Below are 23689 nucleotides of genomic sequence, written 5' to 3'. Positions count from 1 at the left end.
TCACCGACACGCTTCAGGCGGCCGAAGCCCGACGGCCGAACAATACTGCCGACATGAACACCTGCAACCTGGCCGCGTTCTCTGCGGCAGCGTCGAACTTCATCATGCGGCCGACATCCGGGACCAGGTTGAGCGCAGCATGAACTACGAACTTCGCCTCTACTGCCGACAGCTCAGGACGAATCTCGCCGAGCACTCGCGCCCATTCGACCACGTAAAGCTTCTGGCGATTCTTCAGATCGCTTCGATGACTCGGCAGAAGGTTGTTCATCTCGGAGAAGTAGACCGACATCAATTCGTGCTGTGCAAACGACAACTCCACGTACATCGCCGACAGTGACCGGAGCACTTGTTCGTGCGAAGTCGCGGAGTCGAAGACCGCTGCCGTCGCCAAGTCCAAGCGATCTGCAGCTCGATAAAACACGGCGCCGAGAAGCTCTGCCTTGCTGGGAAAGTAGCGGTACATACCGGATGCGTTCAAGCCGGCGGCCGCGGCGATCTCTTCGATGCTGACGTCGTGATACCCGCGAGAGTCGAAGAGGCGCACGGCTTCCTGCAAGAGACGTTCACGTTTGTTCGTGGTCACGGTTCGAGGTAACGAGGACTGCTCCAAGCGGCTAGCGGTGATTGCACCCTCACCTTGATCTATCGCCAGACACGCGTCGAGCAGAACCTTCTCCATCGCTCGCTGGGGCAGCAACAGGTTATGGGCGGTGATACTGCCGATGACGCTGAACATCGCTGCCACGACAAGGGTCTCGTCCCTCGCCGTCATCGCGGGTTCGGAGCGCGAAAGATACCGGGCTACTCGGCGATTGACCGTACTGGCTTGCGCTCGAACGGATTTCCGATCATCGGTGTCGAGAAACCGGCTCTCCCAACGATAGATTCCGGCCGTACGCCGATTGCGGATCGTCGTTCGTATCACTGCAATCAGATCTTCGCGCAACCGCTGCGCATCGGTTGCCGCAGGCGCAACCGAAACGGCATCGAGGGCACTGGCGAGCGCTCCGGTCAACTCCAGTGCCGCGTGGCGGAACATCGCGTACTTGTTCGGAAAGTGCCGATAGAGCGCCGAACCCGAAATACCGACCGCCGACGCGATGTCGTCGACACTGACAGCAGGATATCCGCGCTCACTGAACGCGATTGCCGCTGCTGCCGCGATCTGCGCCTTGCGGTCCTTCGGTCGCCTCTTGACGGAGTCGGACCTCGGCTGCCGAACAATCCCATTCGACGTCTGCGCGTCGACGAACTGATCGTTCAGGCTCACCGTGTACCCCACTCTCCAGCCCTCACGCACAAAGCACTTCGATCCGCCTGCTCATCAGACGAGAATCAGCATAAGCATGATTCTGAAAACTCGTACACCGATTTCAGCACATCGCGCGTCTAGAGTTTCATACATGCAGGTAACGCTGACTTTGATCAGAACACACCACTCGCCCTTCGCCACCTCCCCCGTTGCTTCCACCGAGAATCTTCGTTAACAAAACGTTGCCTGTGGCCACCAGCAGTGGGTAGGGTCACCGCTCGAAGCATCCAGCCCGCATCCACGAAGCAATCCGACTGACAGATTCGGAATATTCGTAAACATACACAGGATGTCGATATGAACAGTTCCGATATCTCCACGTCAATGAAGGAAACTCGGTCAACAGGGCTGACAGTTCGACGAGAATTTCGGTTCACATAATGCTTGCTTGGACACATATATGTGTGAGATGCTTCACAGGCAGTTCGCTCGACCGCCAGCGCTCGAACAGTTCGAACTCCGTGCCGAACACTGTTGATCTGCAAAGGAATTCAATTAGATGACGTACGAGCTGCCAGCCGCGAAGGGCCCGGTGCGAGACGTAGCGTTACAGGGGGGCTATCTGATCGGATTCTCGGTTCAGGCACTCTTCGGTCTGTTCACGGCAATCCTGCGCAGACGACTCTCGTTGCACGAGACGGTTACTCAGACCCTGTTCATCGGTCGCGTCAGCACCGGCCCGTCGCTGCTTCTCATGATTCCGATCGGTGTATTCATCGCCGTCTCGGTCGGTGAACTGGCCGGCCGGATCGGAGCCGGTGGATATTCCGGAGCTGTCGTAGCTTTCATCATCGTCGGTCAGGCCGCGGCGCTGGTGTGCGCGTTGATGATGGCCGGTGTCGCAGGATCGGCGATCTGCACGGATTTGGGTTCACGAAAGATCCGGGAAGAGATCGACGCGATGGAAGTGATGGGCATCGACGTGATCGAGCGCCTCGTCGCACCGAGATTGGTTGCGGCAGTGATCGTCTCCCTTGCACTGTGTTCGATGGTCACCTTCGGCGGTGTGATCGCGTGCTACCTGTACCACATCTACGTCCAGCATCTTCCGGCCGGAACGTTCATGGCAACGTTCAGTCAGTACGGGCGATCTTCCGACTTCGTCATGGCTTTGGTGAAGGCTGCGGTCTTCGGCATCGCTTCGACTTTGGTCTCCACCTTCAAAGGTCTACATGCAAAAGGTGGCCCACGCGGCGTTGCCGACGCAGTCAACGAAGCCGTGGTCATCGCGTTCGCGCTCGTCTTCATCGTGAACACAGTGTTGTCCGCGCTCTACACCGTAATCGTCCCGGCAGTCGGTGAATTCTGATGTCGCTCGTCGATCTCCGTGTTCGAGCACGTCAAGCGAGCAGACCCCTGCGAACCGCGGGCGACGGCCTCGTCTCCCTCGGTCAGCACGTCACTTTCTACGTCCGCACTATCGCATCGATCCCCTTTGCGCTCACCAAGTACCGCAAGCATGTACTCGGTCAGATCAGCGAGGTCAGCTTCGGCACGAACTCCTTGTTGTCCGGCGGCGGCACCATCGGGATCGTCTTCGCGATGTCGCTGGCCGCGGCGATGATGTTGGGCGTCGAGACCCACCGGGGCCTCGAGCTTGTCGGGATGACCTCGCTCTCCGGCATGCTGTCCGCGGTTGCCAACACCCGTGAACTGGCCCCTGTTGTCGTCGCGATCGCGTTGGCCGCCAAGGTCGGAACGGGTTTCACCGCCCAGATCGGGGCCATGCGTATCTCCGACGAAATCGACGCGCTGGACTCGATGGCGATCCGATCGATCCCCTTCCTCGCGGGTACCCGGGTGATCGCTGCCATGATCTGTGTCATCCCGATCTACATGATCGGACTCCTGGCCAGTTACCTCTCGACCCGACTGGTCGTCGTGTTCTTCAACGGCGCATCGGCAGGTACTTACGACTACTTCTTCCATCTGGCGATCTCTCCGCAGGATCTCCTGTACTCGGGTCTCAAGGCCGTGGTGTTCGCCGCTGTTGTCGCGCTGGTTCATTGCGCTTACGGCTACTACGCATCGGGTGGTCCGGCCGGCGTCGGGCAAGCGGCCGGGCGCGCGCTCCGGACTGCGATCCTCGCGATCGGAATCCTCGACGTACTGATGACTTTCGCGCTGTGGGGTCTCGTGCCCCAGATCCCGGGAATGGGGGTCTGAGCCGTGGACAGACTCACTACACGCACGAAGATCGTGTACGCCCTTCGCGGCGCGATCGCCATAGTCGTAGCCGTCGCCGCCGCCGTGACAATGGTTCTACGCGGTTCGGGAAATCTCGAGCAGAGCACCGACATCTTCGTCGCTGTTCCAGCCACAGCCGGTCTCATCAGCGGTGAAGCTCCGGTTCGGTACCACGGCGTCAACGTCGGCCGAATCGGCGAAATCGAATCAGGAACCGCCGAATCCGTTGTGCAGTTGCAGATTCAGACCGATGACGCGTCGAAGATTCCCGCTGACGTGGTGGCTCGCGTCGTTCCGCGCACGTTCTTCGGCGACATCTACATGCAGCTCGTGGACAGTCCGAATGAGCAGGACCAGACGACTCTGTCGGACGGAGACGAGATCCACATGGACGACGGACCCGAGGCCGTCGCCCTCTACGACGTGTACACCAAATTGGTCGGAGTCCTCACCGCGATGCAACCCGAGAAACTTCAAACGGCTCTGACCGCACTCGGTCAAGCCCTGGACGGAAACGGAGCCGAGATCGGAGCCACGATAGACAATCTCAGCGCGGCTTCCGGCGCACTGACACCCGCCGCACACCAATTCCTCGAATCGACAACCGAATTCAAGTCGGTCGTCGACGCGTTGGACCGTGCGACCCCCGACATTCTCGATACCTTGGCAGCCGCCACAACTGTCTCGAACGACATGGTCGCCAACAGAGCGAATCTCGAGTCCTCGATCGGCGCGGCCGCAGTCTTCGCCGCTACCGTCGACGATTTTGTCGGGGCGAACAACCGAAACATCATCACTGTGATCGATTCCGCCGGAAAGATACTCGCAACCACCGCGGCCAATCCCGGAGGACTGCGTTCCACCCTCGCCAATGCCAGTACGTTCGGCGCCGCGGGCGCTCGAGTCTTCGCCACCGGAAAGTTCGACATCACAGCAGTTGCCACGTTCGCCGAACCGCTCCCATACACGGGTGATGATTGCCCGCAGTACGGTGACTCGCGCGGAGCACAGTGTTCGGGCTCCAACCTGACGCCTGAACAACCCGTCAGTGCCCCGGTCGTGGGCGGCGTAGCCGAAGCGGCCCCCCTGCGGTACCTCGAAGATCAACTACTGGGCGGATCGCCGGAACCCTCGGATACCCCCAACCCGGCAACAACACTGATGTTGGGGCCGATGGTCAGAGGTAACGAGGTGACCGTCCCGTGAAGGTCCGTCCTGGCCAGGTAATTCGGTTGTCACTCTTCTGTCTCACCGGCGTCGCCTGCGCGTCGTTCGTGGCGAACACGTTGTCGGTCCCGGTTCGCGGAAGCACCGATTCGTACTCGTTCGAGTTCACCGACGTCGAAGGACTCAACCCGGGCAACCCGGTCACCATGTCGGGTGTGCGTATCGGCCGCGTGGACTCGGTTGCGTTCGCCGACAACGGAGGCGGGACGAGCAAGGCGATCGTCGACGTCGAAATCGAGTCGCGATATTCCCTCGAGTCGGATGTCCGTGCCGCCGTGCGCTACGGCGACATGCTCGGTGCTCGATATCTGGCACTGACGCAGGACGACAGCGCAACAACGGTATCCGCACGACAGCTCGAACCAGGTGACACGATACCGCTGGCGCAGACAACACCGCCGATCAACTTGACGGCCCTGATGAACGGGTTCAAACCGTTGTTCGCCGCGCTGCAGCCCGAGCAGGTCAACACGCTCACGCGAAGTTTTGTCGAAACCTTCAACGGCCAGGGCCAGGCAATGACCACCCTGCTCGACCAGATCGCGACCATGAGTTCCGGCCTGGTCGACCGTCAGGACGTCTTCGCGCAACTACTCACGAACATGAACACTCTTCTCACCTCCGTCGACGAGCGTCAACCCGAATTGGTCGGTTTGTTGGACGGTTTGAACGATCTGAGTATTTCCGTCGTCGGGCAGAACGATCAACTGGTCTCGCTCTTGGATCAGGGAACCCGCACTGTCTCGTCCTTGGCTCAGATCATGGCCGGGTCGAACGGTGCATTCGGTCAGACCGTGCAACAACTCGAAAGTGTCACCGGGAGTTGGATTGCGAGCACCGACGAGTTCAACAGACTTCTCGTCAACCTTCCCCAGTTCGCCGACGCCGCCAACCGGATCGGAAGTTACGGAAGTTTCATCAGCCTGTATCTGTGCAATTTCACTCTGAAGGCAGGCGACATGGAAGCCAACATCTTCGGTCCGACACACTCGCCGGTGTGCTCATGATGTTCCTGGTCAAGCTGATCGACGTGTTCGTCGGCATCATGCTCTTCCTGTTCAAAGGGGATCGCCGTCGCAGCGGTAGCGGCACCGCTCTCGCCCTGGGCAGTCTCGGAATCTTCGTTCTGGTGGTGGGACTCGGCGCCGCCTTGGGCATTCCGAAGCTCTGGTACAACGTGCGCACGTCGGCATACACAGCCGAGTTAGCCAATGCCAGCGGGCTTTCCGACACCGATCCGGTTTACGTGGCCGGGGTTCCCGCGGGCCGAGTGGATTCGATCGACCTTGCCGGCGACCACGTCGTCGTCAACTTCCGCTTGGACAAGGACCAGCCTTTGGGAAACCAGAGCACGGCGACGGTCAGGCTCAAGACGGTCCTCGGCAAGCGCTACCTGGAGATCGTGCCGGCCGGAGTGGTCGACGACTCCGAGGCGCGGGTCATCCCGCTCTCCCGCACAACCGTGCCGTACAGCCTCGACGACGTCAGCAGTGATGCCACCACTGCGGCAACAGGCGTCGACCTACAGGCGATGGAGTCCATGATGAACACCCTTTCGCAGGTGATTCCCACTGATTCCGATCAGGTGGGCCGGGCTCTGGCCGGAATCAGCGGCGCCTCGGCGGCTTTCGCGCAGAACAGTGAACAGATCGACCAGATTCTCATCATGTCTCGTGAGCTGTCGGACATGGCTGCGGCACAAACCGATTCGATCGTCGGTACTGCGGCCAATGCTCAGACGATCGTTCGAACTCTTGCGATGCGCAAGGACGCACTGACTCAGCTGGTCGACAACCTGACAATCATCATCTCGAAGCTCTCCACCACTTTCGTCGATCGTCAGGACGAGTTCGGAGCCATGACCGACAACCTCGTCGCGGTCACCACCACGCTGAAGAACAACGCAGATCAGATCGACCTGCTGTTGACTCGTCTTCCTTCCGCGCTGCGTTCGGTCACCGATTCAACCGGCACCGGCAATTGGACCGACGTCAACGCGCCGGCGGCCGTGATCCCGGACAATCTGCTCTGCGCGCTCGGCATCATGGAGGGCTGCAAGTGAATACACGAAAAGCCGTCACGGCCATGCTGGTAGTGACCTTGGCGATCGCCCTGCCCGGTTGGTACATATTCGGACGAACAGATCAGTCCAAGACCGTCTACGCCGATTTCAGCTACGTCGGCGGAATCTACGAGGGAAGCAAGGTCACCGTCCTCGGAGTCGGCGTCGGGACGGTCACGTCGGTGGAACCTCGCGGAACTTCTGTTCGAGTAGCGATGTCGATGCCCGACTCCGTGGACCTGCCCGCCGACGCCTCGGCCTATGTCCTCAATCCATCGGTGATCAGCGATCGACACATCGAACTCGGCCCGGCGTACACCGGCGGAGAGACACTGAAAGACGGCGACCAGATTCCGATCGAACGTGCCCACTCCCCCATAGATTTCGACGGCTTGATGGGAAGCGTCAGCACTTTGGCCGACGCATTTGCCGGGGATGGGGGCAATCTCGGCGATCTCGTGAGCCGCGGCGCCGCCGGGTGGCAGGGCCAGGGCGATCAATTCAACACCGCAATTCGCAACCTCAGCACAGCAACCGGAGTTGTCGGCGCTCGGTCGGAAGACATCGGTGCCCTTGTCGACAATCTCAACACTTTGATGAATGCTCTGGACGCACGGCAGGTCAGCCTCGACGAACTTGTCGGCGACCTCGGCGTCCTGGGTGATCAATGGGCGAGCCAGAACATGGACATCTCACAGCCTCTGCACGATCTGCAGGTGGTCTTCGACCAGTTGAACAGTTTCATGACAACTCACGGCGATGATGTCGGTGCCATAGCCGACAACGTGCGAGTTCTCGGTGACACTCTGGCTGCCAAAGAACCCGGCCTCGCCGAGTTCATGGACCTGGTGCCGTTGATGATGCAGAACCTCTCCCAGACAATCGGTCCTGATCAGCGCGGGCGCATTCGGCTCAACGTCTCGACTGCATTGACTCAGTTCGCGGTGGCGAAACCGCTGTGCGACACCTACAAGTTGCCGATCTGCACCGGAGCCGGGTTCACGAATCCGATTTCCTTCCCCCTCAGCACTTCTGATCCGCTCGGCATCGCCTCCGCGATTTCCGGCGGAGCCGTCCCCGGAGGTGGCAATTGACGCGGCAATCGGTTCGAATAATCGCCGGTATCGTGATCATCGGTGTGGGTTCTGCGGCCGTGCTCGCCTTCGGCGGCTGTAGCGCAGGCATTCAAGACCTACCCCTGGGTCGTTCGGCCGACGGTGACGCGTACAACGTGGCGCTGCAGCTGGCCGGCGCCGACGGCCTGGTGTTGGGAGCAGACGTCCGCAGCGGCCAGAAAGTCATCGGTCGAGTATCCGCGCTGTCAGCCGATGTCGTCGGAGCCGATGTGACTCTGAGTCTGGACGCCGCGACGCCATTGCCCGACAACGTCGAAGCTTCCGTCGAACTCCCGTCCGCACTTGGCAATCCGTTCATCAGACTCTTGGTGCCGGAAGTTCCGTCCGGCTCCACGCTCAGCGACGGAGACACAATTCCGGAGTCTCGCACCGAGATCGGTCCGCAGGTCGAAAGTGCGCTTGCCACCCTCGGCACGGTTCTGACCGGAAGCGGCATCGACCAACTCGATACCGTGGTGCGCGAGCTGAACACCGCGTTTTCCGGGCGCTTCGGTGAAGTTCGTTCTCTGACCGAGACCCTCACCTCGCTCATGGCAGAGGCAAGCAGTCACCGCAGCGAGTTCGACGAGGCCGTCGACCTCGCTGCCCGGGTCTCCTCCCAACTGGCCGGCCAACGCGTAGTTGTCGACAACTACCTCGATTCCGTTCCACAGGTGGTGTCGATTCTCGTGGGACAGAAGGATCAGATTGCGAGCCTGTTGAACTCGACCGTTCAGCTCGCCACCAACGCAAACACCATTCTCGACTCGTCTCCCAACGGCCTCGACGCGATGCTGCACGATGCGTCGACCGTTGTCGGGACTCTGGATTCGTTCAACTCGGAGATCGGCCAGACGCTGACGAACATGAACGGGTTGCTCGAAAACTTCACCGGTGCAGTGCAGGGTGACTACCTCGTTTTCGACGGCGCCCTGGATATTCCGGGAACGATCGACAAGCTCTGGAGCGGCGGTATGGCCGGTCAATCGATCGCACCAGCGGGAACTCTCACCGATCTACTTCAGGGAGGTCCGCGTTGAGTCGCCTTGCGCTTGTTCAACTTGTCCTGTTCGCTCTGATCGCTGCTGTGGTCATCCCTTTCGGGATCGTCTACGTGGTCGGCCCTCAGGGTTTCGGGGGTCAAATCCGGCTGCACGCCAACATGTCCGACGCCTTCGGACTGACCAAGGGCACGGTCGTCACGTATCGCGGCGTACAGGTGGGGAAAGTGAGTGAAGTCGAACTCGACGCAGGCACCCGCACGGCTCGGGTGGAACTCTCACTCAACGACAACACCGAGATACCTACCGACAGCGTCGCCAAGGTGACGATGGGGACCGCAGCCGGAATTCAGAATGTCGACATCTACCCCAACACAGACCACGGCCCGTATCTTAGGGACGGCGACGAGATCGCCATGCCCGCGGATCAGCAACCGGTCCAGATGAGCCAGTTGATGCTTCAGGCGTCCGGTGTCCTGGAAGGGATTGATCCACAAGCGATCAGCGACATCGGGACCGAGCTGGGGAATTCGTTCAACGGGCTCGGCCCGAGCTTGGCGACGATGATCGACAACGGTGGGACCATGTCGGCGCAGTTGAACGACCAGTCGGCCGAACTCGCTGCGCTGCTGTCGCGAACCTCCACGTTGGTGGACTCCATGGCGACACAATCGGATTCGTTCGTCCGGGGAATGTCAGCTGCCAAGAACTTCACCGAACAACTCGAATCCAACGCGCCGGTGCTGATCTACCTCACCGATCATTCGCCCGCCGCCCTGAACAGCGCTCAACAGTTGTTCGACAAGTACCACAACACTTTCGGAGCGGTCCTGGCCAACCTCGTCACTGTCGCACCGATCATCTCCGACCGCACAGACGCCCTGGAAACCGGACTTGTCACGATTCCTGAAGGTCTCGCCAAACTGGCATCCATCGTCAAAGGCGATCGAGCCGACTTTGCCTTGGTTGCGACCCAGGGGCCGGTCTGCAACTACGACACCCCTCGGCGTGAGGTCGGCGATCTGTCTCCCACCAGTCCGAGTCTCGCGATGTACTGTCCCCCCGCCGACGACCTCGTCCAACGCGGAGCACAGAATGCTCCGCGTCCGAACGACCTCGGTTTGCAGAACTCGACCGTCCCGGGCACTCCGATCGGACCGCCCGTCGTCGCAGATCCGATTCTCGTCCCGACCGGAGTCGACGCCCTGAACTACTGGAGATTGATGTTGGAAGGACTGGGAAATGGCACACGGTGACAACGCACTACTCGACGAGGCAGAAGCCGAGGTGGCCGAACATCCGACTTCTCCGTCGCTACTTCGCCGCCTGAAGGAGCCACGCAACGCACTGATCTCACTAATAGCGGTAGCGCTGGTCGCCGCGTTGGTGGTGCTCGGATTCCAGATGTACTCGGCGAATCAGGAAGACACGCTGCGGCAGGAGGCTTTGGACACCGCGCGGGATTACTCGACCATCATGTCCTCCTTCGACTATCAGAACCTCGATGCCAACAAAGACAGCATTGCCTCGATGTCGACCGACGAGTTTGCCGGCACCTACCGAACAATGGTCGATTCACTTCGCGAAGTCGTTGCCGGGGGCCAAGGCCAGGCGAGCGCGACGGCGACAGACGTCGGTATCGAATCGCTGGACAATTCGTCGGCCAAGTTGCTCGTGTTCGTCGACCAACAAGCCAAGAATGTCGCAGCGCCAGAGGGAAACACACAGAAGTACCGCATGGTCGTGTCCCTGGTCCGCTCGGGCGACCGGTGGCTCGTGAGCAACGTCGAGACCAAGTAACTCACCACACGCGGAGGAAGATCCATGCCCACTCACTACCTGGATTCGGAAAAGTCCGAGTCGTCGCTTCGCACCGATCAGACACGCATCACCATCACGGCCGAGCGTAGACGGTGGGCACGTAAGCCCGCACACATCACCGACGCACTCGATTTCTGGTCGTTCGCCGGAGCCGCTGCCAACGTCATCCTGCAACTCGGTTGGCCCGAGGTGGCGTACGGCGTCATGGAGAGCAAGGTCGAATCGGGTGCTCTGACAGCGCATCCGTGGAAGCGTGCACGAACCACGACGCAGTACCTGACGGTCGCGATCCTGGGTGACGAGGAAGAGCGAAAGGCTTACCGCGAGGCCGTGAACTCGGTGCACCGACATGTGAAGTCGGATTCAAACAGCCCGGTCAAGTACAACGCCTTCAATCGCGAACTCCAATTATGGGTTGCTGCATGCCTGTTCATCGGTTTCGAGGACAGTCATCAGTTGCTGCACGGCAAGATGTCCGAAGAACAGGCGGAGTCGTTCTACAAGTCCGCGTCAACTTTGGGAACGACGCTGCAGGTCACCGAAGAGATGTGGCCGGCCACACGTGCCGACTTCGAGCGCTACTGGAACCTCGGTTGCGAACGCGTCGTCATCGACGAACGCACCAAGCAGTACCTGATCGACTTGGTCAACCTACAGATGATCGCGTGGCCGATACGCCTGGTGTTCCGAAACTTGTTGCGGTTCCTGACGGTCGGATTCCTTCCACCGATCTACCGCGACCAACTCGATCTCGAGTGGACCGAAGACGACCGCCGCCGGTTCGAACACCTCTTCATTTTCGTGTCGTTCGTCAACAGGTTCATCCCACGCTCCGTTCGTCAGGCCGGCAACACCATTCAGATGCGCGACATTCGCCGCCGGATCAAGGCGAGCAAGAATCTCGTCTGAGCCAGCGGCGCGTTATTCGTTGTCAATTCTGCTGCCCTACAGGTAAATCGGGCCGGTCGGTCGACAACAGATCACGGCTGGACATGGGTTCCAGCACGACTGAAAACCGGGTCGAAAAGCCGACAAACCGGGCTGATCGAGTGTCACATTCGCCGCATATCGACGCCGCCGAGGCACGTTTCAGGTGACTTGCATCACATTTCATCTCGTTTATGTAACGCCGGGAGAGGTGGCATATCGCCATGCGACCTGGGAAAACACTCTTTGATGCATTTCTGTTGCACAAACATGTGTCGACACGCCGACCCGTGACCAATCCGTAATCATCTCTTATGGTTGGTGACAGCCCGATCAACCGGGCATTACCGAATCGCCACCGCCCGTCCCACCCCGCGGTTCGGACTCGACAACATTCCTAGTGGTGGGAGCGGAGCTGAGACGGTCACCGTCCTCCGTCGGCGGGACTCGAGAGGATTTACCAAAAATGACCAAGACCACCGTTACCCGTGCACTTGCCTCTGTCGCCGCAGCCGGAGCCCTCGCAGCCGGAGCCCTCGGATTGAGCGCAGGCACCGCATCCGCAGCCACCCACGACTGGTCGGGTGTCGCAGAATGCGAATCTTCGGGCAACTGGGCCGCGAACACCGGAAACGGCTACTACGGCGGACTCCAGTTCAGCCAGAGCACGTGGGAGGCCTACGGCGGAGCGGGCAGCGCCGCCAACGCCAGCCAGGCAGAACAGGTCCGCGTTGCTGAAAACGTCCTTGCCGGTCAGGGCGCCGGCGCGTGGCCGGTGTGCGGACAGTACCTCCGCTGACCCCAGTTCGAGTAGTGCGTCACTGCCCGGTGTTCGTCGAGAATTCGACGAACACCGGGCAGTGTTGTATACCGATACCTATTTCCCACCACCACTACTGTTGAAAGATGTTACAGCGGTGCGTGATCCGTCGGGATGCCGCGCAGCGAGCGAGGTATACCGACTCGCCTTCCGATCCCCCATCATCCCTCGAAGAGCCATCCACAATTTTTGGGCCGTCCTTGCCAACCGGTTGTGAGAACTGACCGGCGCAGCCGTAGAAGCGTACGGGATGGGGTCCTTACGCACGTAGTGCTCCATAACCCCAGCGTAGCCGTGTTTCGATGCCGAAATGTTCGTTTTCAATCGCTACCTCGCATCCCTCACGGCGACCGAACAAATCGATCCGGCGCACTCGATGGCCCATCCTTGACCAGGCGTGCAAACCGGTCGGGTAAATCGCGTGGCCCGAACACTTCTCGACCACTGTGTGACAAGAGGCGGTCAACGCTCCACCACTCGGAGTGCTCGACCAGCTCGGCGGCCAGCGCTTCGCGCCCCAACGACCCACAGGGCTCGAATACGGTCGCCACCGGCACGAGGAAGTAGTCGTTGATCGCACCGCCCCAACCCGGCAATATCGCCGGGTCACGGATCTCCTCATGCCACACATGGGTGGCTGCGCCGTAGTCGCGCAAGCCGATCTCCTCGTCCAATTCGCGCGCGAGCGCCTCGGACGGGGTTTCGTCTCCTTCCAAGCCTCCGCCCGGAGGACACCAGACCGTCAGCCCACCCCCGGGCGCGATGAGTCGGTAAAGCAGAAGACGGGACTGGTCGTCAACGACCAACCCCCTGGCCGAATGCCTCAGACGCATGAGTGCCACTGTAAGTCAGCAGGTCAGGCCATAACGGCCAACTCCGGCAGTCCGGCAACCACAACCGCGAGGTTGTATCCCGACATCCGCAGTTCTCCGTTGTCCCCTGTCCTCGCGTACTCCGCATGCCCGAACGCCCGCTCGTGTTTCACTCCATCCGGGGTGATCCCCTCGGCCGTGGACAACCGATGGAACTCGGTGCGCGTCGGATCGCCACCGAAACGGCCGAACCCCGCGATACTGTCGCCTTCCGCTTTCATGACGTAGACGTGGCGGTCGGCGATACCGAGGTCCGACTCCACCTTGGCTCGCACCCCGGGTGAACCGTAGAACACCACGTCGTCGACCGCTGCGCTTGCCCCGCGTTGCAGCGCAAGAGAAGTCGCGAGGGATCCGTAGGAGTGGCCCAACGCGGTGATATGGACTCCGTCGTTGACCGACGCGGCACGAAGACCGTGAAAAAAGCTACCCAATGCGTCGGCGGCTATGCCTGCTTTGGACGATCGACTGACGTCGAAGCTGGCCCGACCGATGTCGAACTTTCCCGGCCCGATCACCTGTGGCGCGTCATATCCGATCCAGGCGATGGTGGCCACGCTTTCCTTTCGGCCGGCCAGTTCGAGTTGCCGCATCGCCTCGGCTCGTAATCGCGTTGCCTCTCCGACCATTCCGCGCATCGAGTCCTTGACGTTGGTGTTCAGTCCGGGAATCGTCACGGAGATGTGATCCGCTGTGTCCGGATCACCGATCGCAATTGCAGCGAAGCCGCGTTCGCCCGAGCGCATGTCCATGAGCAGTAACCGTCGATCAGGTTCGGCGCGAAACAACTCGTCGAGCGCGTCCAGATCCTCGAGTTTGCGTTCGGCGTACCACTGGCCCGCCCCGGTGTTACTCAGTCTGCCGCCGAAGAACTCGCGGTGAAGTTCTTGCGAGATTCGGACTGAATCATCTTGCAGCCGTGCTCGTTCCGATTGAATTCGATCGAGATTGGCCGGGCTGCGAATCGCAGCAGGAATGCCGTCGAGGTTGGCGATCAGGCCTGGTGCATGACGCAACATCTGACGCTGCCGATCAGGGCTGAACGCTCGCCACTCCTCCCCCACACGCACAGCTTTGTCACGGAGGTCGGTGCCGACCTGAGACCGCAGAGACAACGCATGATGAAGATCCGCGCTGACCAGCAGTGCCTCACCGATCAGTTCTCGAACTGCGACCTCGAGCAACTGGGCGTGCACGTGGAGCGGGTGACCGTCGGCGATGGGCGCAACGGCAGAGACGGTTCCATCCTGACGAATATGCAAGTCGTCGGCGACGGCCTCTTTGCGCAGCGTATCCAGCCGTCGACGGATGTCGCGAACGCGGTGAGCGACCAGAACGCCTTCCAACCCAGCAGACAGTTGATCCAAGGCTTCGACGTCCCATACGTCGATATCTGTGAGATCCACTCGGGTCAGGACGAACGAGCAGCGATCCGAGCCTGTACTTCCGGGCGACGCAACGGAGGGACGGTCTGAGGTGGCTGTCTGCGAGGCGGCAACGCACTGAGCAGGCGCGTCGTCGTTTCGGTCACCTCACGCACCGCCTGTTCGAAGGCGTCTCGGTTCGCGTCGGACACCTTGGCTATTCCGCTCACCTTACGTACGTATTGGCGAGAGGCCGCCTCGATCTCCTCCGGCGTAGCAGCGGGCTCGAGTCCACGAAGTTCAGTGATGTTTCGGCACATAATTCGACGATAACCCTGCTCACCGACGCCGTCACGGTTCGATACATCAATGTATCCAAACTGCCACGCAGATCCGGGCATCACGGTAGTTTCAGTGAAATTCCCCCAGTGACTGGAAGTAGCCACTAACTCATGGACTCTGCACTCACCTCCGTCGGCCTACCCGCCGCACTCGCCATCATCATGTTCGGCCTCGGGCTTTCCTTGACGGTCGGAGATTTTGCCCGCGTGGCAAAAGCGCCGAAAGCCGTCTCGATTGCCCTGATCTGTCAGTTGTTGTTGCTCCCGGCCGCGGCCTTCGGTCTGGTCACGTTGTTCGACCTCGACCCACTGCTCGCTGTCGGCATGATGCTCCTCGCCGCATCACCGGGCGGCACCACGGCAAACCTGTTCAGCCATCTGTTCCGCGGCGATGTCGCTCTCAATGTGACACTCACTGCGGTCAATTCGGTGATAGCGGTGGTCACCCTTCCGCTCATCACCAACTTCGCGTTGGGCTACTTCGAACCCGAGGACGCGGACGGCACCCTCGGACTGCAGTTCACGAAGGTACTTCAGGTCTTTGCCGTCGTACTGATTCCTGTCGCCCTCGGAATGTGGGTTCGATTGCGCTCGAGCGCCTTTGCCGAGCGCATGGACAAGCCCGTCCGCATCGGATCCGCGGTGGTTCTGGCACTGGTGATCGTCGGAACGGTTGTTTCCGAGCGCGAGAACATCGCGGACTATCTCGTCGACATCGGCGTCGTCGCTGCCTTGTTCTGCCTACTGAGCCTCTCGATCGGTTACGTCGTTCCCCGGATATTCGGCATCGAGGATCGTCAGGCCATCGCCAGTTCCATGGAAATCGGCATCCACAACAGCACGTTGGCGATCACCATCGCCGTCAGTCTCCTCGACAACGTGCAATTGGCAGTGCCGGCCGCGGTGTACGGCGTTCTGATGTTCCCGCTCGCTGCAGCCTTCGGCGCCGCCATCACCCGAAAGTCACGGACCATGGCCGAAATCGACTAATATCAGGCGGTTTTCGATATAGGTGATCTGGTATCGCCAACCCTACGATCGATACGGACTCAGACCGAAGGGTATCGAAAAAATGCTGACCAACACACCTACCGTGCCGGACGAACGCGTCTGGCAAGAGCTAGTCGACGCACTTACCCGTCGCCAATTCGGCATCGGAGCCGGGATGGCAGCAGTCGCAACTATTCTGTCGTCCTGCAGTTCCAGCGACGGTTCAGGGGCCGATGATGACGCTCAAATGCGCACCGTCACCACGCCGTTGGGGACCTACGACATACCTACCAACCCCAAGCGGGTCTTGGCCGTCGACGCCCGAACCGACCTCGAGCTCGCCATTGCCCTGGAACTACCGGTGTTCGGATACAACATCTCGCCCGTCACCAAGTGGGTTCCCGCCGACGGCTCGGCCGAATACCTCAGCGACAAGCCCAATCTGGAGCAGATCCTCGGACTCGCACCCGATCTCATCATCTGCGTCAACGCCGACAACGAGTACTGGCCCGCTGCAAAGCTCCAAGCCATCGCTCCTGTCCTGACGACCGAATCGAAGCAGACGTGGCGGGAGAACCTGACCCAGCTCTCCGATTGGCTGGGCCGAACACCCACCATGGATCGCCTGATCACCGACTATGACGCTCTGATCACCGACATTCGCACTCGACACGCTTCCGCGATCGCGGGCAAAACCGTCGCAAGCTTGTCCTACAGTCCGGACAAGGCCACGATCTACATCGACAGCCTGCCCGTGTCGGAGGAAACGGGAAAGAAGAATCGTCAACCCACCGACATGACGCTCGCCGATATCGGCGGAAGAACATTGAACACAACCGGTTTCGACAATCAGGGACGACTGAGCATCGAAGAGATGGATCGTCTGCAAGGCTGCGACGCGTTCATGGTTTCTGTCACAGACAGCAATGACACCACCTTCGAACAACTCTCGGACACCAAGTTGTGGCAAAGACTTCCGGCTGTGCAGGCCGGGAACGTCACCGTTCTGCAAGGAAGTACGTACTACGGGTCCATCTACACCAACATGTACGTCGCCAAGGGCTGGGACGATCTCTATTCGACGCTCGACTGATCAGACTTGTCCGTGGAAATGCCGGCCGCTCCCGCGCGGTCGGCATTTCACGTTTCGAGGTCGATGCCCAACGCTCCGGAGAGGGTCCGCAGACAGATCACTCTCAACTCTTCCTGCGGTATGGAAGGTTGATCGAGCCAGTCGAGGCAGACAGCTCGGACGAACGCGATCCATCCCCGAACTGCAACGGCAGCGAGCTGTCTTCTTTCGCCCTCGAATCCCAGTGCATCGAGGATTCGAATCTGCTGCTGTTCGAGTTCGCGCTCGACAATCGCCCGGATACCGGCCTCGGCCGAGAGCGTCCCGACGTTGATGGCGCGCACTCCCCTGCTGTGCGACTTCACGTACGCGAAGTAGGCGTCCAACCCGGCTGCCACCTGTTCGCGCACCGGTAGCGTCGCATCGGGTGCGGTCACCTCGAGCAGGTGCTGCGATTCGCGCTCGACGATTGCGGCGAAGAAGTCTCGCTTGGTCGGAAAATAGTGGTACATCAACCCGCGCGAGACGCCCGCAATCTCGGCGACCTCTTCGATCCACACATCCTCGTACGAGCGATCGGCAAAAAGTTGCGCGCCGATGTCGAGCAACTGCGTGCGCCGCTGCTCTCGGTCCAGGCGTTTTCGTGGTGCGACCATAGGCAAGTCAGATTACTACTTGACACCGATTCAGTAAGGCGTACTTTGCGTACTAGACATCAATTCAGTAAGCGATCTCACCCCGGGGGACACACAATGAGCGTCGACACCACTCCAGAGGCGACGACCGATGCTCGGATACCGCATCCGGCGTGGCGCCTGCCGGTCCTCGGGGACGTTCTCGGGATCAATATCCGGACACCGCTGCAGAACTCCGTGAGCATCGGCCGCGAACTCGGCCCGATCTTCGAGAGAAATGTCCTGGGAAATCGCTTCGTCTTCGCCTCGGGCGCGGACATGGTGGCAGAACTGTCCGACGAGTCCCGGTTCGCGAAGCACCTTGCACCTGGAGTCAAAGCACTCCGCGGAATCGGCGGCGACGGCCTGTTCACGGCGTACAACCACGAACCCAACTGGGGCAAGGCGCACAATCTCCTGGCACCGGCGTTCAGCCAGACTGCGATGCGCTCGTACCACCGCACCATGCTCGACGTGGCCGGCGAGTTGGTCGACCATTGGGACAGTCGTGAAAGTGACTCCCCCATCGACGTCTCCGCAGACATGACCAAGCTGACGCTGGAGACCATCGGACGCACTGGATTCAGCTACTCGTTCGACTCCTTCGAACGTGAAGAACAGCATCCGTTCGTCAAGGCAATGGTCGGCGCACTCTCCCATTCGCAGCGCACGACGTTCCTGAAGTCGACCGCCCTCGGGAGAGTGCTCGCACGTCGCGCCGATCAACGTGACGAGGTCCGCAAGGCGTACATGGCCGAGGTTGTGGACGAAGTGATCCGTGCCCGGCGGACAAGTACCGAACCGGGGCCCGAAGATCTTCTCGAACTGATGCTGCGGGCGGCACGCGAGAACGATCCCAACCGTATCGACGAACTGAACATCCGCCATCAGGTCGTGACCTTCCTCGTCGCCGGACACGAAACGACCTCCGGCGCATTGTCGTTCGCGCTGTACTACCTGTCACGAAACCCTGACGTGCTGGCCAAGGCGCAAGCCGAGGTCGACAAGGTATGGGAGGGCGAGGAGCCCGCCTTCGAGAAGATCACGAAACTTCGATACGTACGACGCGTCCTCGACGAATCATTGCGTCTGTGGCCGACCGCTCCCGCCTACGGGCGCGCGGCGCTCGAAGACACGACGCTCGTCGGCAAGTATCCGATGAAGAAGGGCGATTGGATGCTCGTGCTCATCCCCTCACTTCATCGTGATCCGGTGTGGGGCAACGATCCCGAGGCGTTCGATCCGGATCGCTTCCTGCCCGCCAACATCAAAGCCAGGCCGGCGCACGTGTACAAGCCGTTCGGAACCGGTGAACGCGCCTGCATCGGAAGACAATTCGCTATTCACGAAGCGGTCCTCGTGTTGGGCACCATCTTGCAGAAATACACGATCGAGGCCGATCCGGACTACGAGTTGAAGGTAGCCGAACGGCTCACCCTGATGCCCGAAGGCTTCAACTTGACGGTCCGCCGACGCTGACCTCGCAAAACTGCGTCGCGCAACTCGGTTGAAACAGTCCCGAATGCGGTAATCCCTGAGGTGGCAGCAGCGAGCACCGGCGCACCCTGGGAGTTCACATGACAAAGAGGCCTGCAGTGGGAATCGTCTTACTCTCGGCGGCATTGGCCACGGGAGCTTGCTCGGCAAGCGTCGGGACGCCGCAAGTGGACAAGTCCGAAGTCGCAAGTCAGATCTCCACTCAACTAGCCGAGAAGATCGGCGAGCCACCCGACGACGTGACGTGTCCGGAGAACCTCGACGCCGAAGTCGGCGCATCGATCACGTGCGTCCTGACCGAGCAGGGCACCGAATACGACGTCACAGCTACCGTGACCAGCGTTGACGGTGAAAGTGCGAACTTCGACATCAAGGTCGCGGATGCGCCGAACAACTAACTGCTGTGCGCCTTTATTAACCGCCGGCGGTTAATAAAGGCGCACAGCAAGGCGTCAGAGACGCTCGATAATCGTCGCGTTCGCGGTGCCGCCACCTTCACAGATGGTCAGCAAGCCGTAGCGGCCACCGGTGCGCTCGAGTTCGTTGAGCAGGGTTGCCATCAGCTTGGTGCCGGTCGCGCCGAGCGGGTGACCGAGTGCGATCGCGCCGCCGTTGACGTTGACCTTGGCCGGATCTGCACCGATCTCCTTGATCCAGGCCAGGACGACCGGGGCGAAAGCTTCGTTGATCTCGACGATGTCGATGTCGTCGATGCTCAGGCCGGCCTTCGCGAGAGCATGCTTCGTGGCCGGGATCGGCGCACTGAGCATGAAGATCGGGTCGTCGCCGCGTGCGCTGAGGTGATGAATCCGGGCGCGGGGCTTGAGGTTGTACTTCTCCACCGCTTCCGCCGACGCCAGCAGCAGCGCACTCGCACCGTCGGAGATCTGGCTGGCCACTGCCGCGGTCATGCGTCCGTCTTCGACGAGAACCTTGAGCGTCGCCATCTTCTCGAGGCTGGTCTCGCGGGGTCCTTCGTCGACGGTCGCGTCGCCCATGGCGACGATCTCGTTGTCGAAGCGACCCGCGGCGATTGCAGCCTTGGCGCGCTCATGGCTCTGCAGGGCCCACTTCTCGAGCTCTTCGCGGCTGATGTCCCACTTCTCGGCGATCATTTCGGCGCCCTTGAACTGCGAGACCTCTTGGTCACCGTAGCGCTCGGTCCAACCGACCGAACCCGAAGTCGGCGTGTCGAATCCGTACTGCTGACCGACGATCATCGCTGCCGAGATCGGAATCTGGCTCATGTTCTGAACGCCGCCGGCAACGATCAGATCCGCAGTGCCCGACAGGATGGCCTGAGCGCCGAAGTGCACTGCCTGCTGGCTCGAACCGCACTGACGGTCAACGGTCACCCCGGGAACGTGCTCCGGGAATCCCGCTGCGAGCCAGGACATACGGGCGATGTTGCCGGCCTGGCCGCCGATGGCGTCGACGCAACCGAAGATCACGTCGTCGACGTCACTGGGGTCGATACCGGTGCGCTCGACCAGTGCCTTGACGACGTGCGCACCGAGATCGATGGGGTGCACGCCGGACAGCGCGCCGCCCCTCTTGCCGATCGGTGTGCGAATGGCGTCGACGATGTAAACCTCGGACATAGCGTTAGCTCCTAGTTTCGTTGTGCAGCAATAGTTCTTGAAGTTGATTCAGCAATAGCGTCTGAAGTTGTGGCCGGATCGGAGAGCCCGTCGAGCACGATCGCGAGATATTGAGCCGCGACGGCGTGCGCCGAGAGGGATCCACCCGGGCGGTACCAGCGAACCGCGACCCACACGGTGTCGCGCATGAAGCGGAAGACCAATTCGACGTCGATGTCGGAGCGGAAGGTCCCGTCCGCGACGCCGGCTTCGAGGACGCCGACCCACAGGTCCCGGAATTCGGTGTTGCGCTCGGCCAGGTAAGCGAAGCGCTCGTTCCCGACGAGGTGCTTGACCTCGTCCTGGTAGATCGCCACAGCCGAATGTGAGGCGTCGATGGCCTCGTACGACGTCACGACCAGTGCTTCGAGCGTCGCGCGACTGTCCAACCCCGCCGCGACGATCTCGCGGTATTTTCCGAAGAGTTCGTCGAGGAACTGGTGCAGGATCTCGTCGACCATCGACTCCTTGGAATCGAAATGGTGATACAGGCTGCCGGACAGGATCCCGGCGGCGTCGGCGATGTCGCGGACGGTCGTCGCGCGCACTCCGCGATCGGCGAAGAGCCCCGCCGCGATCTCGAGCAGCTCGTCGCGGCGCCCGGACTTGCCGTTTGATTCGTCGGAATTTCGAGGTGGCGTCATGTATTCAATCCTATCCAGGGCCTTCCCCTGTGCGCGGTCAGCGAGTCCAGGGACTCCTTAACCGCGCACGGGGACGCTAGGCCCTCTGCGAAGAAACGGAGACGATCTCGCCGGTCATGTAGGTGGAGTAATCGCTGGCGAGCATCGCGATGACCGTTGCGATCTCCCAGACCTCCGCGGCGCGGCCGTAGGCCTCACCGGAAGCCAACTGGTCGAGCAGTTCCTCACTGGTGACCTTCGCCAGGAACGCGTGACGCGCAATGGAAGGCGAGACCGCGTTGATACGGACTCCGTACTCCGCTGCTTCGATGGCGCTGCACCGAGTCAGCGCCATGACGCCGGCCTTGGCTGCGGCGTAGTGCGCCTGGGAATGCTGCGCGCGCCAACCGAGAACGGACGCGTTGTTCACCAGAACACCGCCGTGGGGAACGCTCTTGAAGTACCGCAGGGCGGCGCGCGTCGAACGGAAGGTGCTGTTGAGTGTGATGTCGAGAACGCGATCCCACTGATCGTCCGTCATGTCGACGACGGGAGTTTCACCGCCAAGGCCCGCGTTGTTGACGACGATGTCGATACGTCCCAACTTCTCGGCGGCGCCGACGAACAACGCGTCGACCTGCTCGGTGCTCGATACATCGCAGATGATCGATTCGACCTGCTGACCGGGGAATTCGGCCTTCAGCTTCTCCACCGTCTCGCCGAGTCGACGCTCGTGGAAGTCGGAGACGAGAACGTCGCCGCCCTCGAGAAGCACCCTGCGCGCAGTGGAGAAACCGATGCCGGTTCCGGCTGCGGCGGTGATGATCGCCTTCTTGCCCGCGAGCAGTCCGTGGCCCGGGGTTTCCTCCGGCGCAACGGAAAGCGGGGACGCGGCTTTGGTGTCAGACATTAACGGGCCTCTCGGGGAAGACCGAGCACGCGCTCGGAAATGATGTTGCGCTGAATTTCGTTGGAGCCGCCGTAAATCGTGTCGGCGCGGGTGAAGAGGAAGAGGCGTTGCCATTCGTCGAGCTCGAGGTGCTCGGGATCGGTGATGTCCGAGGCATTGCCTTCGGAATCCGCCCACGGTGCAACCAACGACGACGCACCCTGCACGTCCATCGCCAGCTGTCCCAGATCACGATGCCAGTTGGCCCACAACAGTTTTGCGACGGACGCTTCTCCGCCACCGGTTCCGGCGTCGACCGCGTCGAGAGTGCGCATCGCGTGGGCGCGCATCACGCGCAGTCCGACCCACGCGCGGGCGATCTTTTCGCGAATGTGCGGATCCTGGTCACTGCCATTGGCTTTCGCCAAGTCGACGACGCCTTGGAGCTCGCGGGCAAATCCGATCTGCTGTCCGAGCGTGGATACACCGCGCTCGAAGGTGAGCAGCCCCATCGCGATCTTCCAGCCCTCGCCGGGTTCCCCGACCACCAGATCGGCATCGGTGACGGCGTCGTCGAAGAAGACCTCGTTGAACTCCGATGTGCCGGTGAGCTGCTGAATGGGCCGAACTGTCACACCGGGCTGATCCAACGGGACAAGCAGGAAGCTCAACCCCTGGTGACGCTTGGAGCCCACCTCGGTGCGGCAGACCACGAAGCACCACTGCGCGACGTGAGCCAGTGAGGTCCACACCTTCTGGCCGTTGATGATCCACTTGCCGTCTTCGAGGCGTGCGGTCGTGGAGACGTTCGCGAGGTCGGAACCGGCGCCGGGCTCGGAGTAGCCCTGCGACCACAGTTCACTGACCGTGTTGATGCCAGGAAGGAATCGGCGCTTCTGCTCGTCGGTGCCGTACGCGATCAGCGTCGGGCCGAGCAGCTCTTCACCGATGTGGCTGACGCGAGCGGGCGCACCGGCCTTCGCGTACTCCTGATGGAAGATGACCTGCTGGGAGATGCTTGCTCCCCGCCCGCCGAACTCCTTCGGCCACCCGAGGCACGTCCACCCCGACGCTGCGAGGTGCTTGTCCCACTCGAGTCGTTGCTCGAAGAACTCGTGCTCACTGCCGGGGCCGCCCTTACCCTTGAGCTGGGCGAATTTGCCCGTCAAGTTCTCGGCCAACCACTGCGCGACCGTGGCCGCAAACTCGTCGTCCGTCATCTGCCCGTCCGGGCTCTCGCTCTGGTCCACAT

The 23689-nt window shown here is 61.0% G+C and carries 23 protein-coding genes and 1 pseudogene; 15 read left to right on the top strand and 9 right to left on the bottom strand.

The annotated features are described in order from the left end of the window. Positions 1 to 13: 13 nt before the first annotated feature. Positions 14 to 1273, bottom strand: a complete 1260-nt coding sequence (locus ACVZUB_RS04400; protein ID WP_482628171.1) for a TetR/AcrR family transcriptional regulator — start codon at positions 1271 to 1273, stop codon at positions 14 to 16. 541 nt (positions 1274 to 1814) lie between these two features. Between ACVZUB_RS04400 and ACVZUB_RS04395 the strand changes: the two genes are divergently transcribed. The 11 genes and pseudogenes from ACVZUB_RS04395 to ACVZUB_RS04345 form a co-directional block, all read left to right on the top strand. Further along, positions 1815 to 2624 (top strand): MlaE family ABC transporter permease, encoded by an 810-nt coding sequence (locus tag ACVZUB_RS04395; RefSeq protein ID WP_482628170.1) that lies wholly within the window; start codon positions 1815 to 1817, stop codon positions 2622 to 2624. Continuing rightward, on the top strand, positions 2624 to 3481 hold the full coding sequence (locus tag ACVZUB_RS04390; protein WP_003945491.1) for an MlaE family ABC transporter permease: 858 nt from the start codon (positions 2624 to 2626) through the stop codon (positions 3479 to 3481). The genes ACVZUB_RS04395 and ACVZUB_RS04390 overlap by 1 nt, the downstream gene beginning before the upstream one ends. A gap of 3 nt (positions 3482 to 3484) precedes the next feature. Further along, positions 3485 to 4708 carry an MCE family protein gene (locus ACVZUB_RS04385; RefSeq protein ID WP_482628169.1) on the top strand — a complete coding sequence of 408 codons (1224 nt, stop codon included), beginning with the start codon at positions 3485 to 3487 and terminating at the stop codon, positions 4706 to 4708. After that, positions 4705 to 5736, top strand: coding sequence for an MCE family protein (locus ACVZUB_RS04380; RefSeq protein ID WP_482628168.1), 1032 nt, complete (start codon positions 4705 to 4707; stop codon positions 5734 to 5736). The genes ACVZUB_RS04385 and ACVZUB_RS04380 overlap by 4 nt, the downstream gene beginning before the upstream one ends. After that, a complete protein-coding gene (locus tag ACVZUB_RS04375) occupies positions 5736 to 6791 on the top strand; it encodes an MCE family protein (RefSeq protein WP_007734231.1) in 1056 nt (351 codons plus the stop codon). The genes ACVZUB_RS04380 and ACVZUB_RS04375 overlap by 1 nt, the downstream gene beginning before the upstream one ends. Beyond that, complete coding sequence (locus ACVZUB_RS04370; RefSeq protein WP_341514048.1) at positions 6788 to 7885, top strand: MCE family protein; 1098 nt, start codon at positions 6788 to 6790, stop codon at positions 7883 to 7885. Before ACVZUB_RS04375 ends, ACVZUB_RS04370 begins: the two co-directional genes overlap by 4 nt. Further along, the gene (locus ACVZUB_RS04365) at positions 7882 to 8946 is read left to right on the top strand and encodes an MCE family protein (RefSeq protein ID WP_482628167.1); all 1065 of its coding nucleotides are present in this window, start codon (positions 7882 to 7884) and stop codon (positions 8944 to 8946) included. The genes ACVZUB_RS04370 and ACVZUB_RS04365 overlap by 4 nt, the downstream gene beginning before the upstream one ends. Beyond that, a complete protein-coding gene (locus ACVZUB_RS04360; protein WP_063315011.1) occupies positions 8943 to 10163 on the top strand; it encodes an MlaD family protein in 1221 nt (406 codons plus the stop codon). Before ACVZUB_RS04365 ends, ACVZUB_RS04360 begins: the two co-directional genes overlap by 4 nt. Further along, on the top strand, positions 10150 to 10707 hold the full coding sequence (locus ACVZUB_RS04355; protein ID WP_063315012.1) for a hypothetical protein: 558 nt from the start codon (positions 10150 to 10152) through the stop codon (positions 10705 to 10707). The genes ACVZUB_RS04360 and ACVZUB_RS04355 overlap by 14 nt, the downstream gene beginning before the upstream one ends. Before the next feature lie 24 nt (positions 10708 to 10731). After that, a complete protein-coding gene (locus ACVZUB_RS04350) occupies positions 10732 to 11637 on the top strand; it encodes an oxygenase MpaB family protein (RefSeq protein WP_003945519.1) in 906 nt (301 codons plus the stop codon). 484 nt (positions 11638 to 12121) lie between these two features. Further along, positions 12122 to 12448: pseudogene (locus ACVZUB_RS04345) on the top strand (transglycosylase family protein); the annotation flags it as partial. Between the two features lie 368 nt (positions 12449 to 12816). Here ACVZUB_RS04345 and ACVZUB_RS04340 read toward each other — a convergent pair. The 3 genes from ACVZUB_RS04340 to ACVZUB_RS04330 are packed head-to-tail and all read right to left on the bottom strand — an operon-like array spanning position 12817 to position 15031. Continuing rightward, positions 12817 to 13308 carry an NUDIX domain-containing protein gene (locus ACVZUB_RS04340; protein ID WP_082845696.1) on the bottom strand — a complete coding sequence of 164 codons (492 nt, stop codon included), beginning with the start codon at positions 13306 to 13308 and terminating at the stop codon, positions 12817 to 12819. A 23-nt stretch (positions 13309 to 13331) separates the two neighbouring features. Beyond that, positions 13332 to 14753, bottom strand: coding sequence for an alpha/beta hydrolase (locus ACVZUB_RS04335; protein WP_042449462.1), 1422 nt, complete (start codon positions 14751 to 14753; stop codon positions 13332 to 13334). A 5-nt stretch (positions 14754 to 14758) separates the two neighbouring features. Next, positions 14759 to 15031, bottom strand: coding sequence for a DUF2277 domain-containing protein (locus ACVZUB_RS04330; protein WP_003945457.1), 273 nt, complete (start codon positions 15029 to 15031; stop codon positions 14759 to 14761). Positions 15032 to 15163: 132 nt separating this feature from the next. On the opposite strand from ACVZUB_RS04330, the gene ACVZUB_RS04325 reads away from it, so the two are divergent. Together ACVZUB_RS04325 and ACVZUB_RS04320 are read left to right on the top strand one after the other, a co-directional pair. After that, the gene (locus ACVZUB_RS04325) at positions 15164 to 16042 is read left to right on the top strand and encodes a bile acid:sodium symporter family protein (RefSeq protein WP_003945620.1); all 879 of its coding nucleotides are present in this window, start codon (positions 15164 to 15166) and stop codon (positions 16040 to 16042) included. A gap of 82 nt (positions 16043 to 16124) precedes the next feature. Next, positions 16125 to 17135: an ABC transporter substrate-binding protein gene (locus ACVZUB_RS04320; RefSeq protein WP_064688698.1), complete on the top strand. Its 1011-nt coding sequence runs from the start codon at positions 16125 to 16127 to the stop codon at positions 17133 to 17135. Between the two features lie 47 nt (positions 17136 to 17182). Here the strand turns inward: ACVZUB_RS04320 and ACVZUB_RS04315 are convergent, their stop codons facing one another. Then, positions 17183 to 17770, bottom strand: a complete 588-nt coding sequence (locus ACVZUB_RS04315; protein ID WP_003945528.1) for a TetR/AcrR family transcriptional regulator — start codon at positions 17768 to 17770, stop codon at positions 17183 to 17185. Between the two features lie 96 nt (positions 17771 to 17866). Here ACVZUB_RS04315 and ACVZUB_RS04310 point away from each other — a divergent pair, with 96 nt between their 5' ends. Continuing rightward, entirely contained in the window at positions 17867 to 19267 is a 1401-nt protein-coding gene (locus ACVZUB_RS04310) for a cytochrome P450 (protein WP_482628166.1), read from the top strand. A gap of 98 nt (positions 19268 to 19365) precedes the next feature. After that, entirely contained in the window at positions 19366 to 19683 is a 318-nt protein-coding gene (locus ACVZUB_RS04305) for a DUF4333 domain-containing protein (protein ID WP_232329980.1), read from the top strand. Positions 19684 to 19737: 54 nt separating this feature from the next. Here ACVZUB_RS04305 and ACVZUB_RS04300 read toward each other — a convergent pair whose 3' ends face one another. From ACVZUB_RS04300 to ACVZUB_RS04285, 4 genes are all read right to left on the bottom strand, one after another. Continuing rightward, a complete protein-coding gene (locus ACVZUB_RS04300; protein ID WP_007734192.1) occupies positions 19738 to 20886 on the bottom strand; it encodes an acetyl-CoA C-acetyltransferase in 1149 nt (382 codons plus the stop codon). Between the two features lie 11 nt (positions 20887 to 20897). After that, positions 20898 to 21569 (bottom strand): TetR/AcrR family transcriptional regulator, encoded by a 672-nt coding sequence (locus ACVZUB_RS04295; protein ID WP_003945807.1) that lies wholly within the window; start codon positions 21567 to 21569, stop codon positions 20898 to 20900. A gap of 76 nt (positions 21570 to 21645) precedes the next feature. Continuing rightward, positions 21646 to 22458, bottom strand: a complete 813-nt coding sequence (locus ACVZUB_RS04290) for an SDR family oxidoreductase (RefSeq protein WP_003945582.1) — start codon at positions 22456 to 22458, stop codon at positions 21646 to 21648. Beyond that, positions 22458 to 23687: an acyl-CoA dehydrogenase family protein gene (locus ACVZUB_RS04285; RefSeq protein ID WP_007734188.1), complete on the bottom strand. Its 1230-nt coding sequence runs from the start codon at positions 23685 to 23687 to the stop codon at positions 22458 to 22460. Before ACVZUB_RS04285 ends, ACVZUB_RS04290 begins: the two co-directional genes overlap by 1 nt. Between the last annotated feature and the right edge of the window lie 2 nt (positions 23688 to 23689).

It is taken from the genome of Rhodococcus sp. OS5, assembly GCF_056837585.1.
Note: the sequence above shows the minus strand (reverse complement) of the source record. Positions and strands in the feature narration are given on the sequence as shown.